This window comes from Herpetosiphon sp. NSE202 (assembly GCF_042688385.1).
Classification (GTDB): domain Bacteria; phylum Chloroflexota; class Chloroflexia; order Chloroflexales; family Herpetosiphonaceae; genus Herpetosiphon.
The window spans coordinates 95,967-115,500 of sequence record NZ_JBHUPY010000010.1; the positions used below are offsets into that span (position 1 = coordinate 95,967).

A 19,534-nucleotide genomic window follows, 5' to 3' on the forward strand; every position below is an offset into this window, starting at 1 on the left:
ATCGTGATGAAAACGGTCGGCTCCCCCTCGCTCGCGTTTTCGTGGGAGAGGGGGCTGGGGGGTGAGGGAACGCGATTGATAGTCCAATGAACCAGTACAGCTAAGGGATAGCATGCTCCACGTTAATTTCATCCATCATAATTTTCGCCTGGGCTTTCAAAAAACGATAAAATATAGTAGGATTAGCACAACAGCGCAACGCGTCAAAACGGGCAACTTTTTAAGCTTTTGACAGCCTGCCTAGGCTCCTCTATCATAAGCATATTAATTTTTTTAGCCATTGGGCATGTGGTGTGGATGGGGTATCATGGATTCGCAGCAACAGTTCACCGCTGCCTCGCATTTGACTGCCGATAACTTGCGGAGTATTGCACGTTCAATCTCAATCAGTCAGGTGTCGCGGTTGTCGTTGCCGGAGATCGATGCCGTTGTTGACCAAATCTCGCGGGTCGTGCCAGCTGGCAATGTGCCGGGGGTTATTCTCAGCGGCATGGCCAAGCTCACAGGCCGCCGCCCTGCTGGCAACGTGATTAAACGCGATGTCAATTTGCTGTTTCGCGGGGTCGAGCAAGCGCTTGATCGAGCGGTGTTTAGCACCTTCTTTGCTGGGCCAGCCGCAGTTATTTGGGGCTATCAAAAGCTGCTTGAGTTAGCAGGCAAAGATCCCCAAGATGCCTTTCCTGAAGGCACATGGCAATTTTATGTTGGCTATGCCTTGCGCGAAGATACCGCCCGCCACGCCAACGAAACCATCGGCTTCGACGAAACGCTCAGCGATCACAACATTAATCTAGCCCCAATCGACCGCATGACTGCTTGGGTCATGGCGGCAATTCACATTCTCCACAGCTACCCTGAATTGCTTGAAAATGAATGGCGCGAACGGGTTTCGTTGGCCTTGCTGCGCGATTTGACCAAGGTCAATCCTGAAACACGCCAATTTGCCGACCTTTATAGCCAATGGGAACGCCAACGCCCCTATGGCCGCGGCCCCGATGTGCAATCGCAAGAAACTTACGCCAGCTATCGCAAACGTAAATTCGATGAATTTATGGCCGAATCGACCCGCGATTTGCCTAAAGAGCTGCGCGAACGCTGGGGCAAGCAATTTCAACGCGCCCGCGAAATCGCTCTGCCTGCCTATCAACGTCAAATGTCGTTGGCAGCCTACCTTGATCCCACGCCCTATAACGAAAATATGGTGGCCTTGCCGCGCCAAAGCTGGCATATTGGCTTAATCTTGCGTGGTCATTATTATTTGATGCCTGCTTGTGCGCCCAATAGCACTCGCCCCAACGATGTGAGCAATGTGCGCAGCCAGATTGCCGCGCTGCTGGCCAGCCCCGCCAATCATGCGCCAACCTCGTTGATTCCCTTGGCAACCACCAAGCGCGCAAGTTTACCAAGCATTTTGGGCAAGCTGCGGCCTGAAACCAGCCAACAGCTCGAAGCCCTGCGTTGTGCGCCAATTTGGTTTAATGCAGATGGTCGCCCGCGCCATTTGCCGTTGGCCGAAGTGCGGCTAACCGAACGCGCGCTTGGCGACCACGGCTTGACCTTGATCGACACTGGCTCAAGTATGGTCTTTGATCAATCGCATATCTTTTTTGATGGCGCTTGGGGTTCAGCAGTCGCCGAAATTATGACTCTCGAAGCCTTGGCTTGGGCGGTCTATTTGCGCGGCCAACCAGCTCCAGTAGCAGGCTCGGTGCGGCCATATGCACCAAATATCGAGCTGAACGACGAAGAAAAGCAGATCTTAGCCGATAGTCCCAAAATCGTGGCCGAAGCGAGCGCCGAATCGATCGGACTCGATCTGAAGAAAATATTAGATTTGCGCAAGCTCTTCAAGCAGCGCAACGACCAAATTCGCATCACAGTTAATGATATTTTGGTGCTCTATCGCGCTTTCCATGCTGTTTCCTACAAGCCAAATCCTGAGTTGCAGGCCTCGTTGCAAGAAGCTGCCAACGATCCGCAGCTCAAGCCAGCGGTTGAAGCAACAATCACCGCATTTGAAGAATCGCTCAGCAATCCAGCAATTTTAATTCCGGTTGATGGCAGCATTCCTAATCCCAGCGATCGCCTGCATCCCATGACCTTCGAGGTTCCACTCGAAGAGCTTGAGATTAGCAAGTTGCACGAACGAGCGTTGAGCTTGCTTGATCAGGCGCGCCAAGAGTGGCGGGCCGAAGTGTGGGATACATTTGAGGCTACCCAAAAGCATTATTTGGCGACGATTGCTGGTTTTGGCGAGGTTTCAGCCCGCGCCAAAGATATTGCGCAATCGGGCGAAAGCACCTCGTCGGGAGCTTTGCGCTTGTTGGCGCACGTGCCAATGGCCTTGCAACGCCTACTCGATGCGATTCCAGGCAAATTCGATGTGCTCAATGATTTGATCAAAGGCCGCGAAGTGCTTTCCAATGTTGGCGCGGTCGCCGACACCAGCTCACTCTCGCGCTTTATCACCGCCAAAGACGATAACGAAAAGAAAACCTTGGCTTGGGGCGTAATTACCGATGCCAATGGAGTGATGCACGTTTCGCTGCGCGACTTCCGCCCGCATGTTGGCATGTTTATCAATGCTGGGCGACGCGATTTGGCCCGCCGGATCGCCAACGATTATCTTGAAAGCTATGTCAATGGCCTCAATCGCTTTATTAGCGAATTGACCAAAATTACCCAAGGCCGCCATAGTCGCCAATAAAGAACAGAGAAAATTATGAAGGATGAAGGATGAGGAGATGAAGAACACAAAGCATAGAACATAGATGTGCTGATACATTAGATTGGCAACCATGTTCCCTCACCCCCCAGCCCCCTCTCCCACTGAACGCGGGCGAGGGGGAACACCCTTTTTTACCAACGCCGTGCGACAGAACCACGGGATTCCCCTCGCCCGCCACGTGGGAGAGGGGGCTGGGGTGAGGGGATTAGGCGGTGGTTAACGCAATGAACCAGTACACATAGAACATAGAGGATCGGGGATCGGGGGTTGGGGATCAGAATCAACGCAGAGGCGCAGAGAAGCGAAGGATCAAGTTAAAGCCCAAAGCCAATAGCCTGTGCTTCGCGCTCTTCGTGTTCTTCGCGGTTACAATACGTTATGGCACTACAACATTAGCAATATCTCTATCACACGCTCGATCAAGCCGTTCTGCCTTTTGACTTTTGATTTTAAGCTTGGCACACTATGACTGATGATCTGCTTGGAAAACAACTCGCCAACTTTCGCATCGACCGAGTTCTAGGCCGTGGTGGCATGGGCTTGATCTACGTCGGCCACGATGTCAAACTTGATCGGCCTGTGGCGATCAAGGTGATCGATGGGCGCTATCGTCAAGTGCCAAGCTATGCCGAACGCTTTGTGCGCGAAGCTCGTGCCATCGCCACGTGGCGGCACGAAAATATCGTGCAAATCTACTATGCCGACGATACCGATAATCTCTATTATTTTGTGATGGAGTATATCGATGGCGTTGATCTTTCCAAAGTGCTTGCCCAATACACCAGCACCAGTAGCTTGTTGCCGCATAGCGCCGTGATGCACATTGCCCGTAGTTTGGCCAGCGCACTCGATTATGCCCACAAAAAGGGCGTAATTCACCGCGACATCAAGCCCTCAAACGTGATGGTTGCCCACGACCAACGGGTGGTGTTGATGGATTTTGGCTTGGCACTCGATACTCAGCTTGGCTCTCAGGGCGAAGTCTTTGGCACTGCCCACTATATCGCGCCCGAACAAGCTCGCCGCTCATCAGATGCGATTCCGCAATCGGATTTGTATGCTTTGGGTGTGATTTTGTATGAATTGTTGACTGGCTCGGTGCCATTTGATGATCCGTCGGCGACGAGCGTGGCCTTGCAACACCTCACCCAAGCTCCGCCAGCGCCGCAAGAGAAAAACCCCAAGCTCAACGATGCGACATCGGCAGTCTTGCTCAAAGCTTTGGCCAAAGCACCAGCTGAACGCTATCAAACGGGCGCAGATCTAATTGCGGCACTAGAACAAGCCTTGGGTATCACAGGCAGTCATCAAATTACGGCGGCAGCAAATAATGTTGCGCCTGGCGTGCGCCCACCATCACAGCCAGGAGCCTTGGGCTTTGCTACCTTCGACCCCGAAAAACCGTTGGAAGGCCAATATCTCGATGGCTATCGGGTTGAGGCCTTGCTTGGGCGCGGCGGCATGGCCAATATTTTCCGTGGGGTCGATATACGGCTCAATCGCACGGTTGCGATCAAAGTTATCGATACGCCTTTCCGCAACGATCAAAGCTATGCCGAGCGTTTCAATCGCGAAGCCCAAGCCATCGCCCAGCTCGAACATCCCAACATTGTGCGGCTTTATCACTATGGCGATTCGTATGGCTTGCTGTATATGGTGATGGAGTATATCGAAGGCCAAAATCTGCACAAGGTGATTGAACAGGTGCGAACCAGCGCCCAAGAATGGACACCCCGCACGCTGTGCCGCATGATTCGCGAAATCTGCGCGGCGTTAGATTATGCGCATAGCAAAGGCGTAATCCATCGTGATGTCAAGCCATCGAACATTATGATCAACAAAGATGGACGGGCGATTTTGGCCGACTTTGGTTTGGCTTTGTTGACCGAGGTTGGCACACGCGGCGAGATTTTCGGCTCGCCACATTATGTTGCGCCAGAACAAGCAATTTCATCGGCCAAAGTTGTGCCCCAAACCGACCTCTACAGCTTGGGCGTGATTTTGTATGAGCTTTGGACGGGCCAAGTGCCGTTTGACGATGCCGATCCGCTGGCAATCGCCATGCTGCATATGGCCGAGCCGCCCAAAGCGCCGCGCTCGATCAATCCAGCAATTTCAGCCCAACTAGAGGCCGTGATTCTCAAAATGTTGGCCAAAGATCCCAGCGAGCGCTTCCCAACTGGTTTGGATTTGGCAGAAGCGTTGGAAGCTGCTTTGGGTATTTCATCAACTGGCACTGGCGAATATGTGCGCAGCAAAATCACGCCGGTGCTTGATCAAGCAGTTAATAGCCCAAGCCAGCCAGCAATTTCAACCCCAACCCCGATGGTTGTGACAAGCGAGCCAACTGCGCCCAAAACCGCCAGCCAGCCAGTTGCCAACGTGGTGCCAGCAGAATCGTTGCCAACGCCACCAACGCCCAGTAATAAGTATGAAAAAGCGCCATCGGAGCCGACTAAGCGCCGTGTGCAGCCCTTGCCGCCAACGCCTGCGGCAGTGGCCAAAGCGCCTGAACCAACCAGCGCGCCAACCATGCCCATGCCACCAGCAGATAATACGATTCGCGAAGCGCCAGCGCCGCGCTTATACACCAACCGCCAGCAACGCAGCCGCTGGTTGTTTATGCTGATTGGTGCAATTGCTTTAATCACGTTTCTGGTTATTCTCTGGCAATTAGTCAGCATGATTTAGGCAATATGGGCATTGGTGCTACTATTTGAGCAGAATCGCAACTAGCTGGAGTGCTCAATGTATACCAATGCCCATACCCACTTAGAACTTAGCGCCTTGGCCGAGCTTTGCCCAACTGGCCAAGAATTTGGCGCATGGCTGCAAACGATGTTAGCACGGCGCATGCAGCTCGATAATGCCACCCTCGAACGCGGCATCCATAGCGCCATCGAACAGCTTCACCACAATCAAACCACCACGGTTGGCGATATTTCGGCCACCAGATTAAGCATCGAACCCTTGCTCAACAGCGGCTTGGCTGGCGTGGTCTACCTTGAAGTGCTTGGCTTTGATCCACATGTGGCGAACGAGCGGTTTAGCGCCGCCCAACGCGAAATCGACAGCTGGCGACAGCGCGAAACCGCCATGAAAATTGGCCTCAGCATTCACGCGCCCTATAGTTGCGCGCCATCGCTATTTGAGGCAGCGGCCCGTTGGTGTCAGGATGAAGCCTTGCCTTTGGCGATCCACATTGCTGAATCACCAGCAGAAGTGGCTTTTTTGCAGCAAGGAATTGGCGCATTGCGCGAGCTGAATCGCCGCATTACGCCGCATATTGAGTGGCAAGCTCCCCAATGCTCACCAATTGCCTATCTCGAACAGCTTGGCGTTTTGGAAGCCCAACCAGTGTTGGTGCATGCTGTCCAAGTCGATGCTGATGATCTGGCGTTAATTGCCAAATATGATTGCGCTGTGGTGCATTGCCCACGTTCCAATCACAACCTCTTGTGTGGGCGCATGCCGCTTGAACAGATGCTGGCGCATGGAATTCGGGTTGGCTTAGGCACCGATAGCCTCACCTCTGCTCAATCGCTGGATATGCACGATGAAATTAGCTTTGCCCAAGAATTACACGCCTACAAAGTTGAGCCTGCGCTGATCGAGCAATTAGCAACCCAAGCTGCTATTTTGAGCTAGAGGCAAGATCCCCTCACCCCAACCCCTCTCCCACGCGGCAGGCGAGGGGCTTTTGGTTGTGTTGGTTTGGCATGATTGGTGGTGAACATTGGTGCTCCCCCTCGCCCGCGTTTTCGTGGGAGAGGGGGCTGGGGGGTGAGGGAAGGTTTGACCACCACGCTTTTTTAAAACCTACCCTTGAAAGGCTGGGGATGAGGGAGCTATGGCGTGAAAATTGATAGATTGCTAATGCACCAGGCCAGCGCAACATGCTAAACTCAGAACAGAAACAGCAAGGAGCTGAGCAATGACATTTTCAACCCCCATTCATACCAACGATCAAAGTTTCGAGCGCGTGCTCAAAACTGGCTATCCCTTGATGGTTGTCTGGAGCAGCAAAACCGACCAACACAGCCAAGCCTTAGATAAAGTGCTCAATCTTTTGGCAATCCAATACGAAGGCCGCGCCCTGATCGTCAAAGTTAATCCTGAGGAAAATCCCAACTTAACCAAGGATTATAAGATTACGGCGTTGCCGACCATGGTTTTTATGCGCCAAACCGAGGAACAAGGCCGCTGTGTCGGCACACTGAGCAAAGAGCAATTGCAACCAATGCTTGAGGCCTTGGTCAATGGCCAAGCCTTGGGCAATTTGCCAAATGCAGCCAGCACACCCGTAGCATCTAGCGTTGCGGCAGCTGGTGGCTCCGCACCCGTGACCTTGACCGATGCCAATTTTGAGCAGACGATTCGCAGCGGTCAAACCGTGCTAGTCGATTTTTGGGCTGCTTGGTGTGGGCCGTGTCGGGCAATCGCACCTTCAATCGAGACGCTGGCCAAAGAGTTTGCAGGCCGCGCGGTGGTTGCAAAATTGAATGTTGATGAAAACCCGCGCACAGCCCAACGCTTCAACATCCAAGGCATCCCAGCCTTACTCGTGTTCAAGGCTGGCAAGGTTGTCGAACAAGTTACTGGCGCACAGCCATTGAATGCCTTACGCCAAGTTTTGGCGCGTCATGCCTAATTTTGGCTCTTGCGAGCCGCTCAATCTATCCAGTAGAATGGATTGAATCTATGCAAAGCCAGCTTAATTGGAGGATTATCGACCATGGGTTGGAATGACGAAGAAGACAGAACGATTTACAAAGTCGTGATCAATCATGAAGAACAATATTCGATTTGGCCAGCCGATCGCGAAAACCCATTGGGCTGGAATGATGCTGGCAAAAGTGGCACCAAAGCCGAATGTCTGGACTATATCAGAGAAGTTTGGACTGATATGCGGCCCTTAAGTTTGCGCAAAATGATGGATGAGCAAGCAAACCAAGGCTAAACAGCTGCCAAAAGTCACTCTCTGACACATCAAGCGACTATCCTACAAGGGTAGTCGTTTTTTGCTGCAAGGAGCCTGTGATGAGCCACAAGTTGCCAGCTTGGCACACCGAATTGCGCCGCAACCAAACTCTGCATCAATGGGGCTTTCGCTGGCATTCGCAACGCCGAGTAAGCCGCACGCCAGCCCGCAACGATGGTTTGATCAGCTTGGGTTCATGTCCGTCGCTCACAACCCGTCATGGCCGTTCGAGCATCGTCTTTGATCCAAGCCAACCCCACGATTTATGGCTTGATTTTTGTAACGATCCCGAGCAACCACATTTGCGCTGCGAACCAACGTTTTCCGCCTTGAGCGAGGTCTATCAACGCTATTTTGCACGCTTCAACGGCCAACTGAGCAGCAATGGCATGAGTCTGTTGGCGCAAGTGGTGCATTTGCGCTCCCAAGCAGGTCCAGTTGATCTGGCTAGCTTTTTGGGGGCTGGGTATCAGCAGTTCCAGCTCTTTTTGGGCTTGATCGACGAGGATGGGATTGTGGGTTTGGAAAATTCGCTGGTGTTTAATCCATGGCTAGCCTTGCATGCTTTGGCTATGGATTCAGCCAGCGGCTGTGGCTATTCACAATATCGCACGGCCTATTCTGGCGCGATTGTGACCATGGAATTTAATCGCAATTACACGGATGATGTTGCGCTCTGTCTGGCGCGTATTGCCTATCAGCCAAGTGCTGAACAGGCGAACATCCAACGCTGGCAAATGCAAAATCCCGAATCGATTGCTGCCTGTTTGCCGCTTGATGTGCCGTTTGATATTTTGGGCGCGTTTCAGCATGGCGCATGGGGTTGGTGGCAAACTGCCGAAGAAGCCCAAGCTTTGGCCGCCGAAGGCGATTCCAATGCGACGATCATCGCCAGTTTATTGGCCTAAAAAACGCCAGCGGTCGAGAAGCTATTTCTCGACCGCTGGCTTGCAGTTGGTTTGGTTTAGGCCGAAAGTGGCTCAACCGGTTTGCTGCTGGTCATTTGCAATTGTTCGCCTTTGTTGAAAATAATCACACCATTTTCAACATCGACCTCAACCACGTCGCCAGCGCTGAATTCGCCTTTGAGCAAAGCCCGTGAGAGCGGCGTTTCGACCAAGCGTTGCAAGGTGCGGCGCAATGGGCGTGCCCCATAAACGGGGTTGTAGCCTTCTTGCACCAACAATTCCTTGGCGGCGCTGGTCAAATGCAAGCTAATTTGCAATTCGCTCAAGCGAGCAACAACTTCATTGGCCAAAACATCGATAATCCCAGTCAATTCGGCCATTTCCAATGGCTTGAACAGAATGATCTCATCGATCCGGTTCAAGAATTCCGGTCGGAAGGTGCGTTTCAAGGCATCGTCAACCCGTTTGCGCACTTCGCCAAGGTCAATTTTGTTCTCGCGGCGGAAGCCAATCGAGCCAGCCCGAATCTCATCAGTTCCCACGTTCGAGGTCATAATGATTACGGTGTTGCGGAAATCGACGGTGCGGCCTTGGGCATCGGTCAGGCGGCCATCGTCAAGCACTTGCAGCAAGGCGTTGAACACATCGCCGTGCGCTTTTTCAATCTCATCAAACAAAATGACTTGATATGGACGACGGCGAATCGATTCGGTCAATTGACCGCCTTCATCGTAGCCAACATAGCCTGGAGGTGCGCCAACCAAGCGCGAGACGGTATGGCGTTCTTGATATTCCGACATATCGACGCGAGTCATGGCATCTTCATCATCAAACAGGAAGGCTGCCAAGGCTTTGGCCAATTCGGTTTTACCAACCCCAGTTGGTCCCACAAAGATGAACGAGCCAATCGGCCGGCGTGGATCTTTGAGGCCCGAACGAGCACGGCGAATCGCATCGGAAACCGCAGTCACCGCATCGTGTTGACCAACAACCCGTGCATGCAAGCGTTCTTCCATCTCGACCAATTTGAGTTTCTCGGTTTCGAGCATACGCTGCACCGGAATCCCAGTCCAAGTCGCGACGATGGTAGCAACATCTTCTTCATCGACCACATCGTCGAGTTGATTGGTTTCGAGCCATTGCTGGCGCTCAAGCTGAAACTCGCTTTCCAAGGCCAAGGCTTCTGCTTTGAGAATCGCGGCGCGTTCGTAATCGCGCTGATTGCCAGCATCTTCCTCGCCACGGTGCAAATCGCGAATGGCTTGTTGCTTTTCGCGCAGCTCTTTGGGCATCGAATAAATATCAATCCGCAGTTTGGCCGAGGCTTCGTCGATCAAGTCGATTGCCTTGTCGGGCAAGAATCGGTCGTTGATATAGCGATGCGAGAGATTGGCGGCGGCCTTCAAGGCTGCATCGCTAATCGTCAAATTGTGATGTTCTTCGTAGCGGCGACGCAAGCCACGCAACATTTCGATGGTGGTTTCAACATCAGGCTCTTCAACATACACTGGCGAGAAACGCCGTTCGAGCGCTGCATCTTTTTCGATATGCTTGCGATATTCGTCGGTGGTCGTCGCGCCGACAGCCTGCATCTCGCCACGCGCCAAGGCTGGCTTGAGCATATTCGAGGCATCAATTGAGCCAGCAGCCGAGCCAGCGCCAACCACGGTGTGCAATTCATCGATAAAGACAATCACTTTGCCTTTGGCCGAGCGCACTTCGTCCATCACTGCTTTGAGCCGTTCCTCAAACTCGCCACGGAATTTTGAGCCAGCGACCATGCCAGCCAAATCGAGCGCCAAGACGCGACGATTGCGCAAGAGTTCGGGCACATCGCCATTGGCAATCCGTTGAGCGAGGCCTTCAGCGATCGCAGTTTTACCAACGCCAGTTTCGCCTACCAGCACAGGGTTATTCTTGCTGCGGCGGCTCAAAATCCGAATCACACGGGTAATTTCGCCATCGCGACCAACCACCGGATCAAGCAAGCCTTGGGCTGCCAGCGCAGTCAGGTCGGTGCTATATTTTTCCAGCACTTCGTAGCGGCTTTCGGCAGTTGGATCATCGGCGCGTTGCGAGCCACGAATCTCCATCAGAATTGCCAGCAAGCGCTCGGTATCGATGCCAAAGCTGGCAAGGATACGAGCCGAAGCACCTTCGCGTTCGCCAGCGATGGCAATCAACAAATGCTCAGTTGAGACATATTGATCGCCCATGCGCTCGGCTTCTTGCTCGGCGCGTTTGACCAAGCGTTGGGTGCGTGGCGTAACGTAGACGCTTTGCTGAGGATAGCCATAATTATAAACTTTGGGCGATTTATCAAGCTCGCGTTCGACGCGGGCAATCACCGATTCAACATTGACACTAAGGCGACCCAAAACCCGCCCGGCAATCCCATCTGATTGGCGCAACAAAGCCAAGAAAATATGCTCAACATCGAGCTGCGAGTGATGCTGTTCGTGCATCAACTCTTGGGCATGTTGAAACGCTTCTTGCGCTTTTTCGGTAAATCGTTCTAACTTCATATAAAAACCCTTTGAAGGGATGAAGGATGAGGGATGAGGGATGAAACAGCTTCATCCTTCATCCTTCGTTCTTCATCCTTTCGGTTAATCGCTATCCCGTAGAGCCATCACCAATTCGCGCTGTTTGGGAGTCAGGCTAGTTGGTAGCACTGCCTGAACTTTGACCAGCAAATCGCCGCGAGTGTTTTGGTCGCGCAGGTTGGGCAAGCCCTGGCCGCGCAAGCGAAAAACTTTGGCATTTTGGGTCTGTTCGGGCACCGTCAATGTTAATTGCTTCCCATCAGGCAATGGGACTTTTATTTTGCCACCAAGGATGAGGGTATGCCAATCGACTGCGAGATCGGTATGTAAATCGTTGCCTTTGCGCTCGAAGCGGCTATCGGGCACGAGATTCACCACCAACATCAAATCGCCACGTTTGCCTTGGTCGATGCCAGGGCTGCCTTCGCCAGCAACGCGAATGCGCGACCCTTGATCGACACCGGCAGGAATGCGCACGTTGATGGTGCGGGTGCTTGTGCCGCTTACGCCAGTACCGCCACAGGTTGGGCAAATACTGCCACGGCTGGCCCCACTGCCACCGCAACTGCTACACATCTCGGGCGCTTGTAATTGAATCGTGCGTTGAGTTCCACTGAGCACTTCAGCTAAAGTAACATCAATGGCTTGCTCAACATTTTGGCCGCGTTGTGGTCGGCGATTGCCATAGACCCCGCTGGTTTGGCGGCGGCTGGCATTGCCAAACAACATCTCGAAAAAATCGGAGAACTCACCGTTGGCGAAATCGCCGCCAAAGTTGCTACCAAAACCACCTGGTTGCGAGGCGTATTGATTCCAATTAAACCCCGAACCTGTACTTTGGGCGCGTCCCCAATCGGCACCGAAGCGATCGTACTTCTCTCGCTTGTCTTTGTCCGACACTACCTCATAGGCTTCGTTGATTTCTTTGAATTTACGTTCAGCTTCAGAATCGCCGGGATTGAGGTCTGGGTGATATTGACGCGCCAATTTCCGATAGGCTTTTTTGATTTCAGCTTCGGTTGCAGTTTTTGTTACTCCAAGAATTGTATAGTAATCCTTGTAATCCATTACAACCCCTTCTAGTGCGAGCTTCTGAACGTGAATTGATCATACGCCGCCCACCATGGCATGTCAAGATAACACAACGTTAACGGCACATTTTCTAATATGCTGTTAGCAGTTCGCAGCGAAGTCCAGCGTCAGCGCGCACTCCAATAGTACCAAGCCATGCTATGAATCGTCTAGCGGTATCAATCGAGGATCAGGCTAGTTCTTTCGGCATAAACGGCCTAGGCCCAAATAGCCATCACAAGCAGCGCGTGGGCCTCTAGAATACTCAGCAGTTAACCTATCTACATACGCAGGAGACGCTATGGTCACTCAATTATTTTCGCTAAGCAGTCTATTCGTTATGCCATTTTGGTTTTTGATGGTTGTGCTGCCCTTTTGGAAGTGGACGCAGCGCATCATTCAATCGCCATGGATTATTCTTGGCCCAGCGTTGATTTATGCGATCGTCTTAGCCCCAATCTTTGGTACGGTTTGGGCTGGCGTGAGCAACCCCACGCTGCCAGGCATCATCGAATTAATTGGCAATGAGACCGGTGCCACGCTCAGTTGGGTGCATTTTCTGGCCTTTGATCTCTTCGTTGGGCGTTGGATCTATTTAGATAGCCGGGAACGCAACATTTTTGCCCTCATCACCAGTCCTATCCTCATCAGCGTCCTAATGGTCGGACCCGTCGGATTTTTGATCTATATGGTCGTGCGCACGATCCACGGTCTTGTTCGTTCAACCAAACCTACATCCGCTATGCAACCTGTAGCTAAATAAAGGAACAGCCATGACAACGACTGCTCAATTCCCAGAGGCTCGGCAGGCTATGCCAGGAGCTGGAGCCATTTTGCGCCAATTTTGGGCCACTAGCAAAGGCATGACCATCTTTTTAATTGTAAGCTGCTTTTTCTTAGTGCTGGCCTTGGCAGGGGTAATTGTCGACCCCCGCGAGGTGCTTGGCCAACCAGTTTGGATGAAGAGCCTGAAATTTGCAATTTCGTTTGTGTTCTATGCCCCCACAGTGCTGTGGATGTTCAGTTATGTCAAAATTCGCCCCCGCTTGATGCACTTTGTGCTGGATGCATGTGCAGCAGCACTTTCGATCGAAATGGTGCTCTTTATCATTCAAGCGGTGCGTGGCCAGGCAATGCACTTTAATGTTTCTACGCCGTTTGATACAGCACTATGGGGCATTATGAGTATGTCGATCATGGTGTTCTACGTGATTAATATTATTGGCTTTATTATCTTTCTGCGCCAAAAACCAGTTGCCGATCGCGCTTTTATGCTGAGCCTCAAGTTGGGCATGGGCCTGATGCTGATTGGCTTTGGACTTGGCTTCTTGATGACCAACCCAAGTGCTGATCAACTGAAAACCTTAGAAGCAGGTGGGACGCTGACAGCAATGGGCGCGCATACGGTTGGTGCAGTCGATGGCGGGCCTGGAATTGCGCTGATGGGCTGGAGCAGCGAGCATGGCGATTTGCGGATCGCGCACTTTATTGGGATTCACGGCGCACAAGTGCTCGCTTTGGTCGGCTGGTTGCTCTATACCGTCAAGCAACGCTTTAGCGATAAACAGCGTTTGACCTTGATTTGGGGCGCTGCGGTTGCCTACCTCGGCCTAGTTGCCAGCGTCACGGTGCAAGCGCTACGCGGTCAAGCGCTGTTGCAACCTGATGCAATGACTCTCGGCTCATGGATTGGGCTAGCAGTGGTAAGTACCTTGTTTGCCAGTGTTGTTATGAAGCAGGGATCAGGGGCTGAGGTTCAGGGGTCAGGGAGCTTTTAACGCAGAGTAGAAATAGAACATCCGGTTGGGAGACGATTGAAGCAAGGCTGACTCCATCCAGCATATCCGCCATAATCCAGATGCTGAAATCCTTGTTTATGGTGGAAGTTGGCGATGGAATCAGCCTTGCGCAGCAATGCTACCGCTGTCGCTGCATTATGTTTCCAGTATAACGTTTAGATCATGCTTAGAGCGAGTAGTTTCAATAAGTACCTCTAACATCATAACCCATAGCATAAATACAAAAAATAATGAAATATCTAAGTCTGATTGAGAAGAAAAAGCGAAAATAGTTAATATAATTAATATAAAACCAATATTTATTTTTTTCATAAATTTATGATAGTATGTATCAAACAAATATATAATTGTTGGATATAGTGTTATTAAATGAAGATTCCATGAAACAGGGGCGATCATAAATAATAATGGCATAGTAGTCAGTACTATTTTCTTTATAGCTTGATTATCATTTAAATATTTATATACTACAAAAAATGTAATCCCACATAATAGTATACAGATACTATATGTAAATATTTTTGCTAATAATGGATAATCCATTAACTGATATGCATCTTGTTGTTTAGTAAATATTCTTGAAAATAATCCATTGAAACTTTTATTATAACTATAGGAAGGATCAGAGAATCCTTTTGGTGACTTTCCATAGCCTCCATTGGGAACAATATCTAGAATCCAATCCTTCCATACAAATTTTGGAATAGTTATAGCAGATATAATTGAAATAGTAACTATTGAGATTATTGTATTAATAAATATTTTGTATTTCTTAGATATTAATAATATTAATAAAATAATAATAGGATATAATTTTATAATAATCGCAAAAGATAACATAATAGATGACAACACTGGATAATCATGTTCACATATTACAAATAATAATAAAAATACAATTATAAATATGTTTATTTGACCGAAATAAACATTTTGCATCATAGGATATGAGTTATATATCATAATTATCAATAATAACGATTGATGTGATAAAATTTTATATCTAAAAATCTTATTTAAGAGCAAAATAAATATTATGATAAAAATATGATTCATAATTAAATGAAGAATAAGTGCAGAATCATAGTTTAGAAGAGAAAATGGATAAAAGAAAATGATACTTGGTGGAGCATAGGCAAAAGGAAAAACGGCTAAGCCAGTATATTTTTGAATATAGTCAACATCATAAGGAGAAATATTATGATTGAATAATACATCGCTAGCCCAATAGAATGATGGAAAATCAAGGGTTTGTTTTTCTAGTCCAACAATAATTCCATACGTTATAGTAAATTGAATAAAACTAACGATTGCTGTAATAATTAATGCTGGTTGAATAAATCGTCGTAGATAAGGACTTGTAAATAGCTTATTCATACAATATCTCCTCAGTCATTGATCGCTTATACGTGGGATAGCAGCTAGCCTAGAAAAGAACCTAACATAGATATATACCCTCAAAACTACGTACTATGGATGCTGAACCTCTAATCATAAGAGGGCTGTTCGATGAAATCGAATCCCTATTATATGTCAATTTATTTAACTCGTCGTCTATCAATCGTGGGGTTGTGAGGATCTTTCTGCCTGTTCGCCAATCAGATTTTTGGGGCGGAATGGCATATAGGCATGGCTTCTCTCGGTAATATGTCGTGATGCTGAGGGTTGGAAGGGCCATAATCATACAGCTATAACCAACCATCGATTGCCGCCAGCCAATTTTCTTCATGGCTCAAAAATAGTCTTTCGTAAAAAAAGGCTCTTGGCTTGGTAGCTTTGCCGCTACTTCTGCCAAGAGCCTTAACTTTTAATCTGCTGTATTACAAAGGTGCGAGATTTTCATCCCTCATAATTCAGCCTTCATCCTCCCAAAACTAGGCTTCGAGGCTGCTGATGTCGAGGCCCAAGGCTGCGGCAACACCGCGACCATAGGCTGGATCAGCTTTCAAGAAGTGGCCAATTTGGCGCAATTGGATAAATTCTGGCACACCTTGCATTGCCGCTGCAATGTTATTGAACAACTGTTGTTGTTGATCAGCATTCATTAAGCGAAAGAGATTGCCTGGTTGGGTGTAATCGTCGTTGCCGTCGCGATGGTTGTAGCGATCGGCATCGCCGCTGATTTTCAATGGTGGCTCAGCGTAGCGTTGGTTTTCAACTGGGCCGCCAAAGCTGTTTGGCTCATAGTTGACCGAACCGCCGCCATTGTTGTCGAAGCGCATTTGGCCATCGCGATGGTAGGTATTGACTGGCGAATGAGGCTTATTGACTGGCAACGCAGCATAATTCACCCCAATCCGATAGCGGTGGGCATCAGCATACGACATAATCCGCGCTTGCAACATCTTATCGGGTGAGAAGCCAATGCCTGGCACGATGTTTGATGGCTCGAAAGCGGCCTGTTCGATTTCGGCGAAGAAGTTTTCTGGGTTGCGATTCAACTCCAAGGTGCCAACTTCGATCAATGGATAATCGGCGTGTGGCCAAACTTTGGTCAAATCGAATGGGTTAATGTGGTAGGTTTCAGCTTCGGCTTCGGGCATAATTTGCACGCATAACTTCCAGCTGGGAAATTCGCCGCGTTCGATTGCTTCGAACAAATCGCGTTGTGAGCTTTCGCGATCAACGCCAACAACTTCGGCGGCTTCGGCGTTTGTCCAGTTCTTGATGCCTTGTTGGCAGCGGAAGTGGAATTTAACCCAGAAGCGTTCGTTTTGGGCATTGATAAAGCTATAGGTGTGGCTGCCAAAGCCATGGACAAAACGATAGCTAATTGGCAAACCGCGATCGCTAAACAAGATGGTTACTTGGTGCAAGCTTTCAGGCGAGAGCGACCAGAAATCCCACATTGCTTGGGGCGTGCGCAAATTGGTTTTGGGATTGCGCTTTTGGGTATGAATAAAATCGCTAAATTTCATTGGGTCGCGCACAAAGAACACTGGCGTGTTGTTGCCAACCACATCCCAGTTGCCTTCGTCGGTGTAGAACTTGACCGCAAAACCGCGCACATCGCGTTCGGCATCGGCAGCGCCGTGTTCGCCAGCAACGGTCGAGAAGCGCAGCAAGACTGGAGTTTGCTTGCCAACTTCACCAAAGATCGCAGCCTTGGAATATGCCGTTACATCGTTGGTAACAGTAAACGTTCCAAATGCGCCTGAACCTTTAGCGTGGACGACCCGTTCTGGCACCCGTTCGCGGTTGAAGGTAGCCATTTTTTCCAACAGTTGAAAATCTTGCATCAACAGTGGGCCACGGGGGCCAGCCGTCAATGAATTTTGATTGTCGGCAATCGGCGCACCATGGGCGGTCGTCAGTTGTTCTTGCTCATCCATTCGAACAAATCTCCTAAGGTAATCTGAGAAAACGGGGTGCTCGCCTCTTTTGGCACAAAGCGAGCGAACGAACAGGTGCAGTAGTTGGCCGAAACCAAGCATGCCCCCATACTGTATGCTATTATAGCTATAGTTGCAAGATCTTATTGACTATACATTCTATAGGCAACAACTATGGAAATTCATCAATTGCTCTATTTTGTGGCCGTGGCAGAAACCGGTGGCTTTAGCAAAGCAGCGCAACGCTGCGCAGTCAGCCAGCCCTCGCTCAGCCAGCAAATTATCAAATTGGAGCATGAGCTTGGCCAAAGCCTGTTTGAACGCTTGGGTCGCACGATTCGGCTCACCACTGCTGGCCAAGCCTTGCTGCCTCAAGCCCAACAATTGCTCGCTCAATGGCGTTCAATCAAGCAGCATGTCAGCGATAGCGTTGAGCAACATGTCTGTCGTTTGGCGCTGGGAATTATCCCAACCATTGCACAGCACTTTTTTCCTCATGCGAGCGCAGCCTTCCAACAGCATTATCCGCGCACAACATTAATAATAGTTGAACATACGACGAGCCAATTATTAATCCAGCTGATCGATTACAGCTTGGATTTGATGCTTGCCAGTGCGCCAATTGAGCATCCATTGCTGCAAATCGAGCCATTATTTGATGAACCATTGCTGGTTGCTTTACCCGCTACCCACGCCTACGCGCAACGTTCAGCTTTGCAATTAAATGATTTATATCACATGCCGCTGCTGGCCTTACACGATGACCATTGTTTGAGCCAGCAAGTCGATGCCTTTTGCTACGAGCAACATTTGGAGCCACAAATTGTTGGCAGGGTCACCAATTTAGCCACCATCCAACGCTGTGTTGCTGCTGGTTTGGGTATGGCGTTTGTGCCGCAATCGTTGGCCCAAACAGAACCGCAGCCAAATATAGTTTATCGGCGCTTGGTCGAGGCCCAACCCCACCGCCGAATCGTCGCCGCATGGCATCATCAACGCCCACCAAGCAGTAGTGTGCTCGCTTTGCTGAAAACAAACCTTTTAAGCAATTATGAAGGATGAAGAATGAAGGATGAAGGTAGGGATAGAAGAACAGAGAACATAGCTGTAATAGTTTATAAGGTTGGCAACTAGGATCATTCCCTCACCCCCAGCCCCTCTCCCACTGAACGCGGGCGAGGGGAGCACCAGTTTTTACCGACAAATTGCGCAAGAACCACGGCGTTAAAGCCCCTCGCCCGTCGGACGGGAGAGGGGTTGGGGTGAGGGGGCAAACCGTCGTTAATCCAATGAACCATTACAAGAACCAAATCACATCAATCTGTGCCAATTCGTGGCTAAAAAACTCAGCCTTCGCGGCCTTCGCGCTCTTCGCGGTTAAGAATACCTTCGTGTCCCTTCGTGCGCTTCGTGGATCAAAAAGGAAGAATTATGGAACTTAATCTGCTCAACGTCAGCAGCAACTACCACCAAATGATCGATGCCAATCGTGCCGAAATCAGCGTCAGAATCAAAGGCTCATCGGTAATTAGCAATGCCACCGCCTTGGAAAAAGCCAAAGAAGTGCGCCAATTGGTCGAAGCCTTAACCAGCTATGGCTTAGCCAAAACCGCAATTCAGCTTGAGAGTGTGGTTGCTGAGGTCAATAATGGCGGGTTGTTGCGCAGTTCCAGTGCCACCTATAGCCTGTTAATTCGCTGCGACGATTTAGCGCAACTGCCCGATCTGCTTGGCATTATCACCAGCCACAAACAAGTCAGCCTCGAAAACGTCACCTGGGGCTTTCCCGATGATCCAGCAATGATCAATACGTGGTTACAAGCTGCGCTGGAATTAGCCAAAGCCAAGGCCAAAGCGATGGCGCAAACCCTTGGCGTGCAAATTATTGGCGTGCATCGGGTCGATGATCACTATCATAGCGAGCACCAAGCCTATGCACCACAAACTTTGAATCGCAAATCGGTTAGCCAATCGCGGGCTAGTGGCAGTTTCAACAAAGACGATTTGGGCTTGGCAATGGTGCATCGCCAACAAATTGAAGTCCAGGTACAAGTTACTTTTATTATTAGCCAAAATGAGAATTTTTCAATTTAGCGAATATTCGCTAAAAAGGACTTGATAATGCAGTGCGTCATGCTATAATAGCCAGCAATCGAACCTCGGCCAAAC

Annotated in this window: 14 protein-coding genes; 10 read left to right on the forward strand and 4 right to left on the reverse strand. The window is 49.9% G+C overall.

The genetic code is table 11. The features are described from left to right. Window positions 1-307: 307 nt before the first annotated feature. The 6 genes from ACFMKP_RS12600 to ACFMKP_RS12625 all read left to right on the forward strand — a co-directional run bounded on the left by ACFMKP_RS12600 (window position 308) and on the right by ACFMKP_RS12625 (window position 8,617). Window positions 308-2,707: a hypothetical protein gene (locus ACFMKP_RS12600; protein WP_382292320.1), complete on the forward strand. Its 2,400-nt coding sequence runs from the start codon at window positions 308-310 to the stop codon at window positions 2,705-2,707. Window positions 2,708-3,193: 486 nt separating this feature from the next. Beyond that, window positions 3,194-5,419, forward strand: coding sequence for a protein kinase (locus tag ACFMKP_RS12605; protein WP_382292322.1), 2,226 nt, complete (start codon window positions 3,194-3,196; stop codon window positions 5,417-5,419). 57 nt (window positions 5,420-5,476) lie between these two features. Beyond that, window positions 5,477-6,376 (forward strand): amidohydrolase family protein, encoded by a 900-nt coding sequence (locus ACFMKP_RS12610; protein ID WP_382292325.1) that lies wholly within the window; start codon window positions 5,477-5,479, stop codon window positions 6,374-6,376. 286 nt (window positions 6,377-6,662) lie between these two features. Continuing rightward, on the forward strand, window positions 6,663-7,379 hold the full coding sequence (trxA, locus tag ACFMKP_RS12615; protein WP_382292327.1) for a thioredoxin: 717 nt from the start codon (window positions 6,663-6,665) through the stop codon (window positions 7,377-7,379). Between the two features lie 84 nt (window positions 7,380-7,463). After that, window positions 7,464-7,688 (forward strand): MbtH family protein, encoded by a 225-nt coding sequence (locus ACFMKP_RS12620; RefSeq protein ID WP_204753657.1) that lies wholly within the window; start codon window positions 7,464-7,466, stop codon window positions 7,686-7,688. 80 nt (window positions 7,689-7,768) lie between these two features. Continuing rightward, window positions 7,769-8,617: a hypothetical protein gene (locus ACFMKP_RS12625; protein WP_382292330.1), complete on the forward strand. Its 849-nt coding sequence runs from the start codon at window positions 7,769-7,771 to the stop codon at window positions 8,615-8,617. 56 nt (window positions 8,618-8,673) lie between these two features. Here ACFMKP_RS12625 and ACFMKP_RS12630 read toward each other — a convergent pair whose 3' ends face one another. Together ACFMKP_RS12630 and ACFMKP_RS12635 are read right to left on the reverse strand one after the other, a co-directional pair. Then, the gene (locus ACFMKP_RS12630) at window positions 8,674-11,142 is read right to left on the reverse strand and encodes an ATP-dependent Clp protease ATP-binding subunit (protein WP_204753655.1); all 2,469 of its coding nucleotides are present in this window, start codon (window positions 11,140-11,142) and stop codon (window positions 8,674-8,676) included. An 84-nt stretch (window positions 11,143-11,226) separates the two neighbouring features. Then, a complete protein-coding gene (locus ACFMKP_RS12635) occupies window positions 11,227-12,231 on the reverse strand; it encodes a DnaJ C-terminal domain-containing protein (RefSeq protein ID WP_204753654.1) in 1,005 nt (334 codons plus the stop codon). Between the two features lie 304 nt (window positions 12,232-12,535). On the opposite strand from ACFMKP_RS12635, the gene ACFMKP_RS12640 reads away from it, so the two are divergent. Both ACFMKP_RS12640 and ACFMKP_RS12645 read left to right on the forward strand, forming a co-directional pair. Next, window positions 12,536-12,997 carry an ABA4-like family protein gene (locus ACFMKP_RS12640; RefSeq protein ID WP_382292332.1) on the forward strand — a complete coding sequence of 154 codons (462 nt, stop codon included), beginning with the start codon at window positions 12,536-12,538 and terminating at the stop codon, window positions 12,995-12,997. A 10-nt stretch (window positions 12,998-13,007) separates the two neighbouring features. Continuing rightward, window positions 13,008-14,012, forward strand: coding sequence for a hypothetical protein (locus ACFMKP_RS12645; RefSeq protein WP_382292334.1), 1,005 nt, complete (start codon window positions 13,008-13,010; stop codon window positions 14,010-14,012). Window positions 14,013-14,168: 156 nt separating this feature from the next. Here ACFMKP_RS12645 and ACFMKP_RS12650 read toward each other — a convergent pair whose 3' ends face one another. After that, window positions 14,169-15,410: a glycosyltransferase family 87 protein gene (locus ACFMKP_RS12650; protein ID WP_382292336.1), complete on the reverse strand. Its 1,242-nt coding sequence runs from the start codon at window positions 15,408-15,410 to the stop codon at window positions 14,169-14,171. Window positions 15,411-15,907: 497 nt separating this feature from the next. Continuing rightward, window positions 15,908-17,365: a catalase gene (locus ACFMKP_RS12655; RefSeq protein WP_382292338.1), complete on the reverse strand. Its 1,458-nt coding sequence runs from the start codon at window positions 17,363-17,365 to the stop codon at window positions 15,908-15,910. A 174-nt stretch (window positions 17,366-17,539) separates the two neighbouring features. Here ACFMKP_RS12655 and ACFMKP_RS12660 point away from each other — a divergent pair, with 174 nt between their 5' ends. Together ACFMKP_RS12660 and ACFMKP_RS12665 are read left to right on the forward strand one after the other, a co-directional pair. Then, window positions 17,540-18,427, forward strand: a complete 888-nt coding sequence (locus tag ACFMKP_RS12660) for a LysR family transcriptional regulator (RefSeq protein WP_382292340.1) — start codon at window positions 17,540-17,542, stop codon at window positions 18,425-18,427. Between the two features lie 369 nt (window positions 18,428-18,796). Next, window positions 18,797-19,459, forward strand: coding sequence for an SIMPL domain-containing protein (locus tag ACFMKP_RS12665; protein WP_382292342.1), 663 nt, complete (start codon window positions 18,797-18,799; stop codon window positions 19,457-19,459). The last annotated feature ends 75 nt before the right edge of the window (window positions 19,460-19,534 follow it).